This window comes from Shinella sp. G-2 (assembly GCF_050172695.1).
GTDB lineage: Bacteria > Pseudomonadota > Alphaproteobacteria > Rhizobiales > Rhizobiaceae > Shinella.
Genome location: NZ_JBBEYH010000007.1, coordinates 36,534 through 52,009 on the forward strand (window position 1 = coordinate 36,534; position 15,476 = coordinate 52,009).

At 64.7% G+C, this 15,476-nt stretch carries 9 protein-coding genes; 4 read left to right on the forward strand and 5 right to left on the reverse strand.

Annotated features, from left to right (window positions below; all coding sequences use genetic code 11):
• Window positions 1–1,182: an acetate/propionate family kinase gene (locus tag V8U06_RS13720; protein ID WP_427141126.1), complete on the reverse strand. Its 1,182-nt coding sequence runs from the start codon at window positions 1,180–1,182 to the stop codon at window positions 1–3.
• Window positions 1,179–2,579 carry a bifunctional enoyl-CoA hydratase/phosphate acetyltransferase gene (locus tag V8U06_RS13725; RefSeq protein WP_427141127.1) on the reverse strand — a complete coding sequence of 467 codons (1,401 nt, stop codon included), beginning with the start codon at window positions 2,577–2,579 and terminating at the stop codon, window positions 1,179–1,181. Before V8U06_RS13725 ends, V8U06_RS13720 begins: the two co-directional genes overlap by 4 nt.
• Window positions 2,580–2,702: 123 nt before the next feature.
• On the opposite strand from V8U06_RS13725, the gene V8U06_RS13730 reads away from it, so the two are divergent.
• A complete protein-coding gene (locus V8U06_RS13730; RefSeq protein WP_427141128.1) occupies window positions 2,703–3,113 on the forward strand; it encodes a hypothetical protein in 411 nt (136 codons plus the stop codon).
• Here V8U06_RS13730 and V8U06_RS13735 read toward each other — a convergent pair.
• The 3 genes from V8U06_RS13735 to V8U06_RS13745 are packed head-to-tail and all read right to left on the reverse strand — an operon-like array spanning window position 3,103 to window position 9,057.
• On the reverse strand, window positions 3,103–5,268 hold the full coding sequence (locus V8U06_RS13735; protein WP_427141129.1) for a SulP family inorganic anion transporter: 2,166 nt from the start codon (window positions 5,266–5,268) through the stop codon (window positions 3,103–3,105). The genes V8U06_RS13730 and V8U06_RS13735 overlap by 11 nt on opposite strands.
• Window positions 5,265–7,067, reverse strand: coding sequence for an ATP-binding cassette domain-containing protein (locus V8U06_RS13740; RefSeq protein ID WP_427141130.1), 1,803 nt, complete (start codon window positions 7,065–7,067; stop codon window positions 5,265–5,267). The genes V8U06_RS13735 and V8U06_RS13740 overlap by 4 nt, the downstream gene beginning before the upstream one ends.
• Window positions 7,057–9,057, reverse strand: a complete 2,001-nt coding sequence (locus tag V8U06_RS13745) for a cysteine peptidase family C39 domain-containing protein (protein ID WP_427141131.1) — start codon at window positions 9,055–9,057, stop codon at window positions 7,057–7,059. Before V8U06_RS13745 ends, V8U06_RS13740 begins: the two co-directional genes overlap by 11 nt.
• 203 nt (window positions 9,058–9,260) lie before the next feature.
• Here V8U06_RS13745 and V8U06_RS13750 point away from each other — a divergent pair, with 203 nt between their 5' ends.
• The 3 genes from V8U06_RS13750 to V8U06_RS13760 are packed head-to-tail and all read left to right on the forward strand — an operon-like array spanning window position 9,261 to window position 15,470.
• The gene (locus V8U06_RS13750) at window positions 9,261–10,670 is read left to right on the forward strand and encodes a tetratricopeptide repeat protein (RefSeq protein ID WP_427141132.1); all 1,410 of its coding nucleotides are present in this window, start codon (window positions 9,261–9,263) and stop codon (window positions 10,668–10,670) included.
• A 1-nt stretch (window position 10,671) separates the two neighbouring features.
• Window positions 10,672–13,260 (forward strand): FecR domain-containing protein, encoded by a 2,589-nt coding sequence (locus V8U06_RS13755; RefSeq protein ID WP_427141133.1) that lies wholly within the window; start codon window positions 10,672–10,674, stop codon window positions 13,258–13,260.
• 44 nt (window positions 13,261–13,304) lie between these two features.
• A complete protein-coding gene (locus tag V8U06_RS13760; protein ID WP_427141134.1) occupies window positions 13,305–15,470 on the forward strand; it encodes a CHASE2 domain-containing protein in 2,166 nt (721 codons plus the stop codon).
• Window positions 15,471–15,476: the final 6 nt, after the last annotated feature.

The following is a 15,476-nucleotide window of genomic DNA, read 5'->3' on the forward strand; positions in this document are numbered from 1 at the left end:
TCATTTCCCTGCGTTCCCCAACAGCCAGACGGTTTCCTCGGCGATCACCTGTTCCTCGTCGGTGGGGATGACGAAGGCGGACATGCGGCTTTCCGATGTGCTGATGAGCGGCGCGTCCGCAGCATTGGCAACGGGGTCTAGGTCGAGGCCGAGCCAGCCCAGCCGGTCGCAGATGCCGGCCCGCACCGCCGGCTGGTTCTCGCCGACGCCGGCCGTGAAGATGACGGCGTCGAGACCGCCGAGCGTGGCGGCCAGCCGGGCGATCTCGCCGGCGATCCGTAGAGCGAAGAGGTCGATCGCCTCCTTTGCTTCGGGCGCATCGCTGTCCAGAAGGTAGCGGCTGTCGGCGCTGATGCCGGAAACCCCGAGGAGCCCGGATTTGTGGTAAAGGAGGTCCTCCACCTCGTGCAGCGCCAGCCGCTCCTGCCCGAGGAGATGCAGCAGCACGCCCGGATCGAGCGCGCCGCAGCGCGTCGCCATCGGAATGCCGTCGAGAGTCGAAAAGCCCATGCTGGTGTCGCGGCTGATCCCCTTTTCGAGGCCGCACAGGCTCGCGCCGCTGCCGAGATGGGCGATCACCACCTTGCCGCCGGCCTTTTCCGGCGCAAGGCGAGTGAGTTCGGTGGCGATATATTTGTAGGAGAGGCCGTGGAAGCCGTACCGCTTGATGCCCCGGTCATGGAGCGCGCGCGGGAGGGCGAAGCGGCGCACCAGCGCGTCGTTCGTGCGGTGGAAAGCGGTGTCGAAGGAGGCGACCTGCGGCAGGTCCGGCAACACGTTTCCGATTGCGCGGATGAGGCGCAGGCTCTGCGGTTGGTGGAGCGGGGCGAGCACCGTCAGCGCCTCGATGGCTGCGATGCTTTCAACGTCGAGGCGAACAGGCCCGGCGAAATGGTCGCCGCCATGCACGACGCGATGCCCGACGGCCGCGACCTCGCCAAGATCGAAATGGCGGCCGAGGACGGAGACGGTTTCCGACAGGATGCCGCTCAGGTCTGCGTCCTGCGGGGTTTCCAGCGCGACCTCGATCCGTTGCTCCCCCTCGTTCATCAGCAAGGTCAGCGGGTCGTGGTGGAAATCGATCACGCCCCGGGCGATCCGGACGGGCGCGCCCGAGCGAAGTGCAAACAGGCCGATCTTTACGGTGGAGGAGCCGGCATTAAAGGTCAGCAGGGTCTTCATGCCGGCAATCCCTCCACCGGATGGGGCGCCGCGACCATCTTGGCGAGCGCCGCCGAGGCGATGCGGGCCGAGAGCGGATCGGCACGGCTTGTCAGCACGATGGGCACTCGCGCACCGAGCACGAGGCCGGCCGCCGTCGCGCCGGCGAAGTAGATGAGCTGCTTGGCCAGCATGTTGCCGGCTTCGAGATCCGGCACGAGCAGGATGTCGGCCTCGCCCGCGACGGGGGAGACGATGCCCTTGGTGCGGGCGGCGTCCACGCTGATGGCATTGTCGAAGGCGAGGGGGCCGTCGACGCTCGCGCCGGTGATCTGCCCGCGCGCGGCCATTACGGTCAGCGCCGCGGCGTCGAGTGTCGCCGGCATCTTGGGGTTCACGGTCTCCACGGCAGCGAGCACCGCGACCTTCGGCTTCTCCATGCCGAGCCGGTTGAGGAGATCGACCGCGTTCTGGCAGATGTCGCGCTTGTGCTCCAGCGTCGGCTGGATGTTGATCGCCGCATCGGTGACGATGAGCGGCTTGTCGTAGGCCGGGATGTCCATGGCATAGACATGGCTGATGCGCCGCTCGGTGCGAAGGCCGGAGCCGGGCGCGACGACGGCGCCGAGAAGCTCGTCCGTATGAAGGCTGCCCTTGACCAGCACCGAAACGCTGCCGGAGACGGCAAGCTCGACGGCACGGTCCGCCGCGGCGTGGCTGTGCGCGACGGGAACGATCTCGATACCGTCGAGCGAGACCTGCGCGGCCTCGGCGGCGGCGCGGATCTTGGCCTCAGGCCCCACGAGGATCGGTTCCAGCAGGCCGGCCTCGCGCGCTTCCAGCGCGCCGGTGATGGCGGCGGCTGAACAGGGATGCACGACGGCGGCGCGGATTGCCGGAAGGTCGCGCGCCCGCTTCACGAGGGCCTCGTATCGGTCGTGCCGTCTGAGTGAAATGTCGGGGAGTCGCGTGCGGGGCCATTCGATAGGCGTGTCCGGCGCGATCACCGTTGCCATTCCCTTCAACACCACGTCGCCCGCTCTGTTGGTGCAGACGGTGTCGAGCAGGACGATGCGCTTTTGCGACTGCTTCTCCTTCACCGTGACGGTGGCGGTGATCGTGTCGCCGGGGGCGACGGGCTTGAGGAAATGGAGTTCCTGGCCGAGATAGATCGTACCCGGCCCCGGCAGCCGCGTGCCGAGCACGGCGGAAACCAGGGCGGCCGTCCACATGCCATGGGCCACGACATGGCCGAAGAGGCCGGTCTTCGCGAAGGCGGCGTCGAGATGAGCCGGGTTCTCGTCGCCGGAGACGGCGGCGAACAGGTCTATGTCGTCGTGGCCGACGAGCCGGACGATCGAGGCGGTATCGCCGGTCTGAATCTCGTCAAAGGTCCTGTTTCGGAGAAAGTCATCCATCGGTCCGTCACCTTTGCCTCACCCTATACAGCGCAGTCTCACCCTCCGTTGACGCAGATCAAGTTTCATTGCGAGGAGCCGTCTAGAATGAGGCCATGTTGCAACGGGAGACTGGAGTTCGTTATGTCTGCGGGCAATGTGATGAATGCAGAGCGGATCGCGGCGGCCTTCCTCACAAGCATCGCCGATCCGCTTCCTTTGACACACTTCGAAATCGGAATGGCGATGTACAGGCATTGGCTGGGGGCGACGTTGCGTCTGTTTGAGGATCAATGTGCTCACTTCCAGAACCTCGCCGAGTGCGACGATCCGTTGAACATGCTGGTCTGCCAGATCGAGTTCGCCGAGAAATCCTTCGCGGCGATTGTTGAGGAATTACGCCGGGGTGTCGACATCGACCTGACCGATCTACCTGTGCGCAACCGAGCCGAAAGCTATGTCTTTGGCTCGCGCATACAGGCAGGCTCTGAGAAAAACAGCACGACGACCGGAAACACGCATTGCACGCCGCGAGGAAAGGCGTTCAACCCTTGATCACGCTCATCATTCGATTGGCGATGGCGAGGCGGTCGGCGAGGGCACGCGCGAAGAGGCGGTGCGCGAGGACGGCAAGTTCGGGATCGGCGGTTTCTAGGCTTTGCAGGGTAGTGCGCGTCAGCTTGAAGAGCGTTGCATCTCTCTCAACGATCACGTCGGCTGTCCGCGGGATACTGAGATAGTAGGCGACCTCGCCGAGCACGGCGCCTGCGGTCATGCTGCGCAGGCGGAGGATGCGCCCGGTCGAAAGACGGACTTGGACTTTGACGGACCCTGCGCCGATGACGAAGATATCGTCCGCTTCCTCGCCGGCGCGAATGAGAACCTCTCCAGCAACATGGTCGGTGCGTTGCATGACGGAAATCAGGTCCGCCAGCCGCGCATGCGCGCCGAGCGCGCGAACCAGTTGCACCGCTATATCTTCTGCTTCATGCACGGTCCCGGTCGCGGCAATCAGATGTTCCTCGCAGATCTCTAACGCATGGTCGAGATCGGCCGCGATCGACACGGAGCCCTTGGCCAACGCGTCCTCCATCGCCGGCGCCAGAAGGCGCGCCACCGCAGCCGGAAGAGCGGATAGAATGACGTCGACACCCTCGGCCGCGGCCGTGTTGAAGATTTTGGCGAAGCCCGCGACGGCCGCGGAATCGGCGCCGCCGACATTGTGAAAATCGAGGATCAGAAACCGTGGGTGACCGTGTTGGGCAAAGCGGCGGCGCACCGTAGCGACCACCTGCTCCATGGTGCCGAAAAAGAGATAATTCTGCAGTTCCAGGATGTGGATGCTCCCGCCATTGTCGTCGAGCACCTGGAGGGCGGCGGGCGAGCGGTCGGTGCTGCTGCGCCGGTCGCGGCCGCTCGCCGCAAGGCGGATGACGGGCAAGCGCGCATAGCTGAAGACGAAGGTGATGACGGAAGCGGCAAGGCCGACGGCCATGCCCGTCATGAAGCCGAACGCCATCATCGCCAACACGATGGCGAGCACCACGGCCCATTCGAGGCGGGGCAGGGTCTTGCGGGTCGCAAGCGCCCAGTCCCGCAGCAGTTCTCCTCCCAGCATCATCATCAGCCCGGCCGCGAGGAAGAGGGGGACGCTGGCTGCAAGCTGCGTGGCGAAGGGCAGGGCGAGCGCCATCGCGGCAGCATTTGCAAGGCCGGCCGACCGACCACTGACACCAAGCCGGCGGGCCAGCAGTGTCATGCCGAGGCCGGTGAATCCGGAGGCGCCGCCGAGAAGTCCAACCGCGATGTTCGCCTGCCCCGTCGTTTTCAGTTCCGCATTGGCGTCTATCTCCCTCCCGGCCGCCAGCTCCAGTCCGCTGACGTTGAGCAAAAGACCGGCCATGGCGATGAAGGGCACGGACACCAACATGGGCAGCACGGAGAGCACCGCGCTCCAGTCAGCGTCGCGGACGATCGTAACCGGAGACGGCAATTGCAATCCGCCGGAGCCGGAAAAGCTCGGCAGCCAGCCCCATCCGCGCGCCGTTTCCACCGGAACACCCGCCACCCAGAGCCATAGATGGAAGATGGCGATGGCCGAAAGCATGATCGCGGGCGCCGCGAGCGGACTTGGCGTGAGGCGCAGGCCTGAGGCCATCGCCAGCGCGAAGGCGAGGGACGGCAGCAGCAGGCCTATAACGGCGGGATACTCAAGGGATCGCAGCATGCCGATGATCGTGTCCGCATCGCCGATCATCATCAGCGAACCCTCGATGAGGAGCCAGCCGGAACCCGCAAGGAACCCCGCAACGACGGGGTAAGGCAGGAAGCGGACAAGCGCGCCGAAACGGAACTGGCCTGAAAGATAGAAGAAGACCCCTGTTGCCATCGTGCTCGCGGCGAGAATGGCGAAGGCCGTGGCAATCTTTTCCTCGCCGCCCGCCGCGCCCATAGTGGCGGCGGCGACGGCGGAGGCGAGGATCGCGATGGTCGTCTCTTGGACCTGGGCGACGCTTGCTGCATAACGGCTGCGCAGTGACACATAGGCTGCAAAAACCACGGAACTGAGCAGCATGACGCTGACGCCTGTCGCAAAACCTTGCGCAAGAGCGCCGGAAAAAATCAGGGCGGCAAAAGCAACGCTGGTGCCGAGGCCGTCTATTCCGGCGATCAGCCCGAACATGGCGGCGGGGAGAATGGGACGGGTCAACGGGCGAACTCGGCTTGCTGTGTGTCCGGGAGGCTGGCGCGGCGGCAGTGCGCCTCGATGGGTATTGCGCGATCAGCAAGGGCGACGAGATCGGCCCGGTGCGTGGCGAAGACGAGCGCGACACCGCGCCGGCGAACAGCGGCGATGATGGTTTCGACGATGTGCGGGTCGAGGCTCGAAAAGGTCTCGTCCAGGATGAGCAGGTCAGGCCGCTGCGCCAGCGCGCGGGCGACCAGAAGCTGCTGGCAGAGGCCTTTGGGAAAGCCGCCTTCGACGACCAGCGACTGCATGCCCATCGGTAGAGCGGCAACAGCCCTGGCGAGCCCTGCGTCGGTTGCAGCTTGCAGAATGTCGGTCTCCCGCGCCGTCGGCGCGTTCTGACCGATGAAGCCGCGAATGGTGGCAAGGCCGATCGCGCTATCCTGGAAAATGCCGGCAATGTGGGCGCGATAGCCGCAAAGCGAATGCCAGGCGTGCTCAGTCCCGTTGATGACAATCCGCCCCCTGTGCGGTGCTTTCAGCCCCATGAGGATGTCAAGCGCGGTGGACTTTCCGCTGCCCGACGGGCCGGTGAGCGCGAGGATCTCACCGCGGGATATCGCCAGCGAGAACTCTGTGAGGACATCGGGCATTGCCGGGTCGTGGCGGTAGTGTACGCCTTCCAGCCGGACAGTTTCGATCCTGTCGATGGAAGGGTTCAGCGATGGCGGTGAAGGCTCGGCCAATCCGAGGGACGCGAGCGCTTCGATCCGCTGTTGCGCGTTTCGAATCGCGGCGAGATGGCCGCCGGACACGGCCGCGCACCAAATGGCCGGCGCGAGAAGGAGAAGCCCGCAAAGGACATTCTCGTTCAAGGCAGATTCCATAGCCAGTGCTAACGCTAGGCCGATGGCGGTCAGCCAGAGGGGAGATGTGCCGGCCGTGGCGCGTAACAAGCCAGCAGCATGCCTTGCCCTGGCTGCTTCCCCAAGCAGCATCGCCAATGCGCGCTGCTTGCGCAGGCTTGCCCCGAACTGCCGCAGGCTCGGCGTGCAAAGGGCCACGTGTCTTTCAAGGCGGGCAGCCTCGTGCCGTGCGTAGGCAAGGCGATCGTCCAGGACATGCCTGCCGCATTCCAGGAGAAAGGCCACGCCGAGGCTTAAGGGGACATGAATTTTGAACAGCAACCACAGCGTGATGTCGTGTCGGATCAGGGCTGCTGAGGTTGCGACGATCGTCATAGGCGCGATCAGACTCCCCCTGCAGGTGGCGAGCGTAAGTGCGCCTTCCAACCCGCGCTCGAGCAGCAGCGCCCGATGCATGGCGTTGTCGGTCCCATCGTCCGGATCGGCCGGGGGGAGAGGCGTTTGGATGATCCGGTCCCAGAGACGGGCATGGATGCGGATGGAGGCGTCCCGCTCCAGGCGCTGGCGGGCGAAGCAGGATGCGAAGAAAAGGCAAGTTGCGCCGACAATAAGCCCGACGCGAATGAGATCGTCCGGCGCCGCCAGCAGCACGTAGGGCAGGAGGAGCGCCAGGGTCGGAAACGCCGCCAGCGTCCGATCCGCCATGGCGGCGAAGCCGGGGCGGGCAAGCGGCCAGGGTGCAGTCCAATGCTGCGCCGTCAATCCGCCCGGAGGCGCGGCGGGGTAGAGCATGTCGATATGAGCGGTATCGCCCGATGCGAGGTCAGTGCCGCGCCGTGCAAGTCGCGTCGCGCCGTTCCTGTCGCGCAGAAGCAGCGGGCCGGTGTCGTCGGACGGCTTGGGGGCGGCTGCAAAGCGTATGCGCCGCCGCTTCAGGGCACGGTCATGCTGCATCGCGCGCCTCAAGGATCACAAGTTTATCCGCGCGACTGACCAGTTCGGCATTCTTCGTAGCGACGATGAGGATGAGGCCCTTGGCGCGCAGCCGTTCAAGGACGGTCCTTGCAAGCACCGTTTCGACATTGTCCAGCGCCTCGTCAAGCACCAGCACCTGAGGCGCCCGACAGAGCGCACGGGCAAGAGCGATGCGCCGCAACTGGCCACCGCTGAAGCGCGGCTGGTCCGGCTTGAGCACGATCGAAAGTCCGCCGCGTCGGGCGATGGTCTGGTCCAGACCGACAAGAGTAAGTGCCGCCCACATGGCGCTTTCACTGATGCCGGGTGTCCCAAAGCTCAAATTGTCCCGCACGGTTCCCGGTGTGATGACGTTGGAATGGTCGACCAGGATCGCCGTGCCGGGCGGGTGGGTGGAGAGCGGCAGGCCGCCGAGGCTTACGATGCCCGTCGTCGGCTCCAGCATCCCGCAAGCGAGCCGCGCGAGCGTTGTGGCGCCGCTACCGGATGGCCCGTGAACGACCAGGACATGGCCCGGCGACACCGTGCAGGAAAGGTTGTCGATGATAGGAAAACGGCCCGCCGCGTTCCAGCCGACATTTTCCAGGTTGAGCACGCCGTCGCCGGATGGCTTGAGGCGCGGCCATTTACCCTGTGCGGACAGTGGCGGCAGGTCGTCGAGCCTGTGCAATGCGTCTTTGAGCGGCTGGAAGGGTAGACGTGCGCCGATATACCGGATCACGGCGCTGCTGCCCGCGGCAAGGCTGATCGTCAGGAGCAAGCCCGCACCGGCCGGAAAACGAAGAACGAGGGCGACCTTCAGCAAGTCCAGCGCGAAGAGCGTCGTCCGTAAGGTTCGTTGCGCGATTTCAGTTCTGAAGTAGTCGCGAGCCGCGCGCGCGTGCATGCCTGCAAGATGCGAGAAAAGACCGTCGCGCGCACCGCCCAGCCTGTACCAGTCGGAATCGGCCAGATGCTCCGCTGCTATCCCTGACGCCGCCAGGCCCGCATGGCCATGCCGTGCGATATCGCCGCCCCGCGCAATCGAGGCACGGACGACGAGACCCATCTGAACGATCACAAGAAGCGCGACGGGGAAAACGGTGGCGGGGGCAACGAGACACCCGGCGCCGAGCGCTGCCGACAGCCAGAGCCCCATGAGCATGGCGTGAGCCAGTCCCGTTTTCTGAAGGTCGTCGAGTGCGGAAAACTGCGCCAGCGTCTGCTCGGGCCGGGTGAACAGGTAATGCTCGGTGCTTGCCCTATCCAGCCTCTCGAAAACGGTGTCGGTCCACCGTTGCCGCGCGCTCAAGCCTGCCCGTTCTGCAAGGAGCACTGCAAGCCCTGTCATGCCCAGGGCCACAGCAAGGATCATGAGGCCCGCCGGGGCCTCGGTGGTGTTAGACGCAAGGCACCAGATCCCGGCAGCGGCGAATGTGCCCCCGACCACAGATGCCGTCGCGGCAAGAGCAAAGTGTGCCCATTCACCTTTCCATGTGCGCAGGACAGCGCGGCTCACGGAAGAGGCCCTGCCGCATCTCACGACCGCTTTCGGCGCTATCGTCAGGACGATACCGGTAAAATCGCGATCGAACTCGGCCCGCGCGACGATAACCGGGCCGCAAGCCGGGTCATTCAGGTGCACGACAGTCTCGCCGACATGCTCGACCACCACGAAATGGATGAAACGCATATGGGCGATAAGCGGAAAGCCAAGGGCGCGCATCTCTTCAGGCTCACTGCGATGGGCTTTGGCATCGAAGCCGTAGCTGCGCGCAAGGTCGCGCAGTTGTCCCAAGGTGGAGCCGAAAAGGGTGGTGCCAGCCCGTAGGCGCAAGTCCGCCAAGGACATGTGCACGCCGTGATGGCCGAGCAGGATGGCAAGTGCCGCCAGGCCGCATTCGACATGCTCGCCCTGCCGCACGTCGGGTGTCCACGGCCTGTTCTGCCCGCTTGCCGCAAAGCTGCCTTCTCTCGCCAAAAAAACCATGGTCCGCAATTCGTGGAAATGTGCTCTCCGCCATCGGATCGATAGCGGAACGGGACGCGCTACGGAGGGGGAAAAAGCCGCTTGGGACAAAAAGCGACTAGTCTGGGACGGATTGGCACCCATCATAACCCATTGATTTCTCGTCACGTCTTCGCTCGCCGTGTTAATTGGGCGCCACGATGGAATGGGGCTGAGATCAAAACATGTCTGCAGTTGAAGTGCGCTCCGGATTGTGGTCGCTCCGCGTGGCCGCCGCGGCGCGCGAGCTGGCTTGGGCGCTTGCCGCCCTTGCGGTTCTCGCACCGTCCGCACAAGCGGGCTCGCGTGATTTCAACCGCCCGCCCCGTGCAGCGGTAAACGATGTCGAGCGCATAGAGGCGCGTCGGACCGCCCTGTTCCAGACGATGCTGGATGACCCCGGCAATCTGGACGCGGCGTTCGAATATGCGGCGCTCTCCTCGCAGGTCGGCGACCTCGAAGGCGCAATTGCCACGTTGGAGCGCATGCTGATCTTTGCACCCGGTCTTGCGCGGCTGCAGCTGGAACTCGGTGTTCTCTACTTCCGCCTCGGCGCCTATGGTACGGCGGCCACGTATTTCGACGCGGCGGTGTCGGCCGCAAACGTTCCCGAGGAAGTGCGCAAGAAGGTCGCCCAATATCAGGTGGCGATTGCCAGCCGAAGCGAGACGTCGATGTTTTCCGGCTCGCTCGGCATGGGAGTGCGCTATCAATCCAATGCGAACAGCGGTCCGTCATCGACCATCGTGACCCTCAATGGCCTGGACTTCCTGCTCTCGGACGATGCCCGCAAGTCCGCCGACGGCAACGGGTTCCTGTCCGGGGACGTGTCGGGGCTCTTCGACCTGCCCGCGCAGGGTGTCGCGTTCAAAGTCAGTCTTCGCACCTATGCCGAAGGCTATCTGGAGCATCAGGATCTCAACCTCGTCTATGGAGAGGTGGCTGCCGGGCCTTCCTTCGATCTCAACCGGTTTGGGCTCGACGGCTATGCGCTCGATCTGTACGGCATTGCGGCCGGCGGCATTCTTGCCGGCGATCCGCTCACCTCGAGCCTCGGAGCAGGCGTGTTCATCGGAGGACGCCCGACCAACGACTGGTTCCACGGGTTGCGTGCGGAATACCGCCACGAGCGCTTCTACGATTCCGATGCTCATGCGCGGATGAGCGAAAAGAGCGGAGACCGGCTTCAAGGGCAGTATGTTTCATCCTGGCGCCTCTCCGATCGGTTGACGCTTGATGCGGCAGGCACGATCGACCGCTTCGAGGCGCAATTCGCGCGAAACAGCTATTGGCAGTATGGCGCGCTCGTGGGCCTGACGGTCCAGTATGCCTCTCCGCTCGAGAGCCTGTCGTCGCCATGGAGCATAGCTGTAACCAGCCAGCTTTCCCGCCGCAAACACGATGCGCCCGATCCAATGGTCAGCGCGATCGCGCAGCATACGACGAAATGGACGCTCGCCGTTACCCAGACCATCCCCCTGACGCCCGATTGGGCCGCTCAGTTTCAGGCCGGCTACCAGAAATCCTGGTCGAACTACGACACCAGTGCCTTCGATAATGCCACGTTCGGCATCAGCCTCAGAAAGGTCTTCTGACATGGAACGCTCGAAAAGCGCGCTCATTGCCGCCGCCGGCCTGATGTCCCTCATTGCCGCCGTCGATCCCGCCGCGGCGGCCCGTGTCGGCGTTACCACCGCGGTCAATCCAGACGCCCGGACGCCCGTTGCCGGTAAAGGCATGAAGACCATCGCGCTCGGCGACGAGGTGGTCCGCAATCAGGTGATCAATACAGACGAAAAAGGGCTCGTGCAGATACTGCTCGCCGATGGCACGGCCTTCACGGTCGGGCCAAATTCCAGCCTAACGATTGACAGCTTCGTATACGATCCCGCCGCAGGCACGGCCAAGGTATCGGCGAGCCTCACCAAGGGGTTCATGCGGTTTATTGGTGGGCGGACCTCCAAGACCGCCGGCGGTGCCACCATCCGCACGCCGATCGGCACGGCCGGTATTCGTGGCGCAGTGGTCGATATCGATCTCGGGGCGATCGGCCAGAGGCTTGGAAAGGCGCGCTCGCGCAAGGACAAAAAGACTGGACAGAGCAGCAATCCGCCGCACGTGTCCCTGATATTCGGCAGGGAGGTGACGCTCACGGCGGGCAGCGTCTCGAACCGGCTCTTCAAAGCCGGTTACTCGGTGGTTGTCGACGACGGCCGGCACGCGGTGACGCGAACCCCGCCCGCCTTCCTCTCTGCGATGCAAAGCCGCCTTGCCGGCTCGGACGGAACGCAGGGCGGCGCGCTGCGTCAGCCGGAGGAGCGCGATGTCACACAAAGCGGCATTGCGCAGCACAACTCCGCTTCGCGTCTGCCGACAAACGTTCCGATTCCCGAGCCGCGGCCCGGTGAGACCGCACAGCAGGCGTCCGTCGACGAGGCGCGCGCAACGATCGAACAGGAGGACCTGATCGAGCCCGACGACGGCAACCCGGGTGGCGAGGTCCCTGTTATCCGCACCGCAAAGGTGCGCGTCCTGCTCGCACGCCCAATCGACGAGGATGGCGGAAACGGTATTGTCGGCGGCTCTGCCGAAACCGATATCACTGGAACCCTCACCGGACCCGAAGGCGGGGACGGCACGGTGACGCTCGATGGCGGTGGCAGCCTGTCGCTGCCGGTCTATGCCGACAGCGCTTTCGCGGCGCATGCGGTCTCGGGTCGTACGTTCGGCGACAAGACCTACTCCGGCAAGGCCTATGTCGGCCTCGACGGCTTCCGCGCCTATATGCTGACGGACGGCACGAACCCGCTTTATGCCGTTGCCGGCCGGCCGACGGCCGATTTGCCGGCCGTCTTCTCGATGCCCGGCACCCGTCGCTACTCCCTGACCGCGGATGCAACCAGTCCGCTTTCCACCAGCCTCGGCGGCGTCATCCCCTTCACCTATGCGCCGAACGTTTCAGGTGTCGACCTCTCAGGCGCTGCCTCCAGCGATTTCCTGGTCGCAGGCAAGACAGGAGGGAGCGATCCCGACACGGTGGCAAGAGGCCTGCAGGCATGGATCGTGATCGACGGAACGGGATCGACGCAGAAAAGCGGTTTGGGTTTGATGACCGGCGCCGTTTCCCTGCGTGAGGATGGTGTCTCCTACGGCTTTGAAGGAGAAAGGGGCGGCACGGACAGGTTCGAGCCGTCGACCGGGACGGTGATCGCCCATGAAGGCAAGATTGTCAGCGTCGGCGGCGGGGACGGCGGCTCCTCGATTTTCGGGCCAGACGGTCGGTATATGGTGCTGACGAACGATCCCGACGATTCCGCTTTCCGCGATACGGCCAACTATCCGGGTGAGGGCGAGGGCGCGTTTTCGACCGGTCATGTCGCAAACCTGTTGTCGCGGGACACGAACCTCGCGCGCAGCTATGACGGGCGGACGCTGAATGGCTTTTCGTCTGTCGCTCTGTCCATCAACGGGATGACGACAGCCAGAGCCGGTACGGCTGAGATGGATTTCAATGCCGCCGCCGGGACGTTCAGCGCGATATTCGAGCAGTTCGACAGGTATAGCGGGCCACCGCTTTGGCACGACGAGATCGGCTTCACCGATGGATATGGGGGTGCTGTCTACCTGGACGATGACAATTTTGCGTCCTCAGGGAAAAACAACCGCAGCTATGTCGTGAACTCCAAGGTTGCCCCGGTCAAGATCTTCAACAACGGGACGTCCGCGGACCTGTGCAACTGCTCGTATCTCAGCTGGGGCTGGTGGGGAAGCGCGGACCGCGCCGACAGCTGGGTGCAGTCCGCGCATATGGGCAATTGGGCGGTGGGCGAGGTCACCAAGGATGTTGAAATGCCAGTGGGCGGCACGGCGACCTATGCCGGCAATGCAGTCGGCACTGTGCTGAACAACGGCGACCAGTACATTGCGACCGGCACCGTGAACGCCACGATGGATTTCGGAGCACGGACGGGCAGCGTCTCAATTGCCAACTTCGACAATCACAGCTTCGGCGGCGACGTCAGTTTTGTCGGATCCACCTCCACCTTCAAGGGTGTCAATGGAGCGACGAATATAGACGGCTCCTTCGTCAATGACGGTGCGGACAAGGCGAAGGGCATTATCGGCGCCTTTTCCTCATCCGACGGAGGCTGGTCGGCTTCCGGCATCTTCGGCGCTGGCCGTTAGCGGAGCGGATTGGCATGCGGGCCGGGCGCCGGCGATCGGGACTTGTGACGGTGCTGACAGGCATAGCGGCTCTGCTGCTGTGCCTTGCAACGCTGAGAGCCTATCCCGCGGCCACGGAGTTGCTCACCGAACCCCTGTTCGATGCCTATCAGCGCGCCCAGCCCCGTCAGGCGACAGCGCTTTCACCGGTGGCCGTCGTCGATATCGACGAAGCCTCTATTGCAAAGCTCGGCCAGTGGCCGTGGTCGCGCGATGTCATCGCACGCATGGTGGATCGACTGGCGGCGGCGGGGGTTGCAGCTGTCGGTTTCGACATCGTCTTCTCGGAACCGGACCGCCTGTCGCTCGAACGGGCTACTGAGGAACTCCGCAAACGCGGCGCACGCATCGATCTGCCCGCCGATGCAGCCGCGCTCGACAACGATGCGGCGCTCGCAAGGTCGTTTTCCAGGGTGAATACGGCCGTGGGGCTCGCGCTTACGAATGAGAGTGACAACCCGGCGCCGGAGGGCAAGGCGGGTTTTGCGTTCGGTGGCGGCGATCCACGCGGCTACCTGCCGCAGTTTCGCGGCGCAGTGCGCAATCTGGACACCTTGCATGCGGCGGCCGGCGGGGCCGGCTTCTTCTCGTTCGCAACGAGCCACGATCATGTCATCCGCACAATGCCGCTCGCGGCTGTGACTGGAGGACGCCTTTATCCCGCGCTCGGCATGGAGACGCTGAGACTGGCGCTCGGCGCGCCGGGCTTCGTCATTCGCAGCAACGACGCCAGTGGCGAAGGCGGTGGCGGGCGCTCCGGCATGAGTGGCATGCGGGTGGGCGAACTTACGGTGCCAACCGGGCCGGATGGGCGCATGCGCGTCTACTACTCTGGCCTCGGCACCATGCCTGTCATCGGCGCGGCACGTTTGCTGGAAGACAGAACGGGCGTTTCCGCGCTGGAGGGCCGCATCGTCCTCGTCGGGACGAGCGCTGTCGGGTTGCGCGACATCGTGGCGACGCCCGTTTCGCGCGCCACGCCGGGCGTGAACGTGCACGCGGAGATTATCGACCAGATCGTGGCGGGGGTATTCCTGGAGGAACCCGACTGGGCAGGCGGAGCAATCTTGCTGGCGACGCTCGTGGCCGGCCTCGCGCTTGTCGCGGTCGCGAGCCAGTGTTCGGCCCAAACGAGCGCGCTCGTGCTCGCCGGCCTTGTCGGCCTGTGTCTTACCACCTCATGGTATGCCTTCGCGAAATCGCACATGTTGATCGATCCAGTAGGCGCGATCGTGACCTTGATCGTCGTTTTCCTCGTTCTCACTCCACTTCGGCTTGCGCTGGAGAACCGCGAGAAGCAGTTCGTGAAAAATGCGTTCGGCCGCTATCTCGCGCCAGCGCTGGTGGACCGCCTCGCCAGTGAGCCGGAGGCGCTGGAGCTGGGCGGGGAAACGCGCCACCTCACCGTGCTCTTTTCCGACATCCGCGGCTTCACCGCCCTATCGGAAGGCATGGATCCGCAAACCCTGACCGGCCTTATCAACGACGTGCTGACACCGCTGACCGATGCACTGCTTACCCGGGAAGCGACCATCGACAAGTATATCGGTGATGCCATCATGGCGTTCTGGAACGCGCCGCTGGACATCGAGCGGCACGAGGAAAAGGCCTGCCGGGCAGCGCTGGACATGGCGCGCGCCGTCGAACGCCTGAATGTGGACCGCACCGCGCCGATCCGCGTCGGCATCGGTCTCAACAGCGGAGACGCCTGCGTCGGCAATCTCGGCTCGGCCCAGCGCTTCAGCTATTCCGCGCTCGGCGACAGCGTCAATCTCGCCTCGCGCATCGAAGGCCTGACGAAGCTATACGGGGTTACGATCGCCGTCAGCGAGTCCACGCGGCAGGCGGTACACGCCTTCGCCTTCCTCGAGGCGGATTTCGTGCGGGTCAAGGGCCGGGCGGCGCCCGTCCGGCTTTATGCGCTGCTCGGTGACGAGGCGATGGCGGCAAGCGAGGCGTTCGCGGCACTCGCATCGCGGCACCAGGCGTTTCTCGATCTCTATCGGGCAGGCCATTTCCCGCAGGCGCTCGACGTTCTTTCCACGCTTCGGGTCATGGAAACGGCAGAGCTTACCGGGCTCTACGATCTTTATGCCGAACGGCTCGCCGCCCTGATCGCCGATCCGCCGGATGGCGCGTGGGACGGCGTTTACGTCGCGCGCGAGAAATAGGGGCCA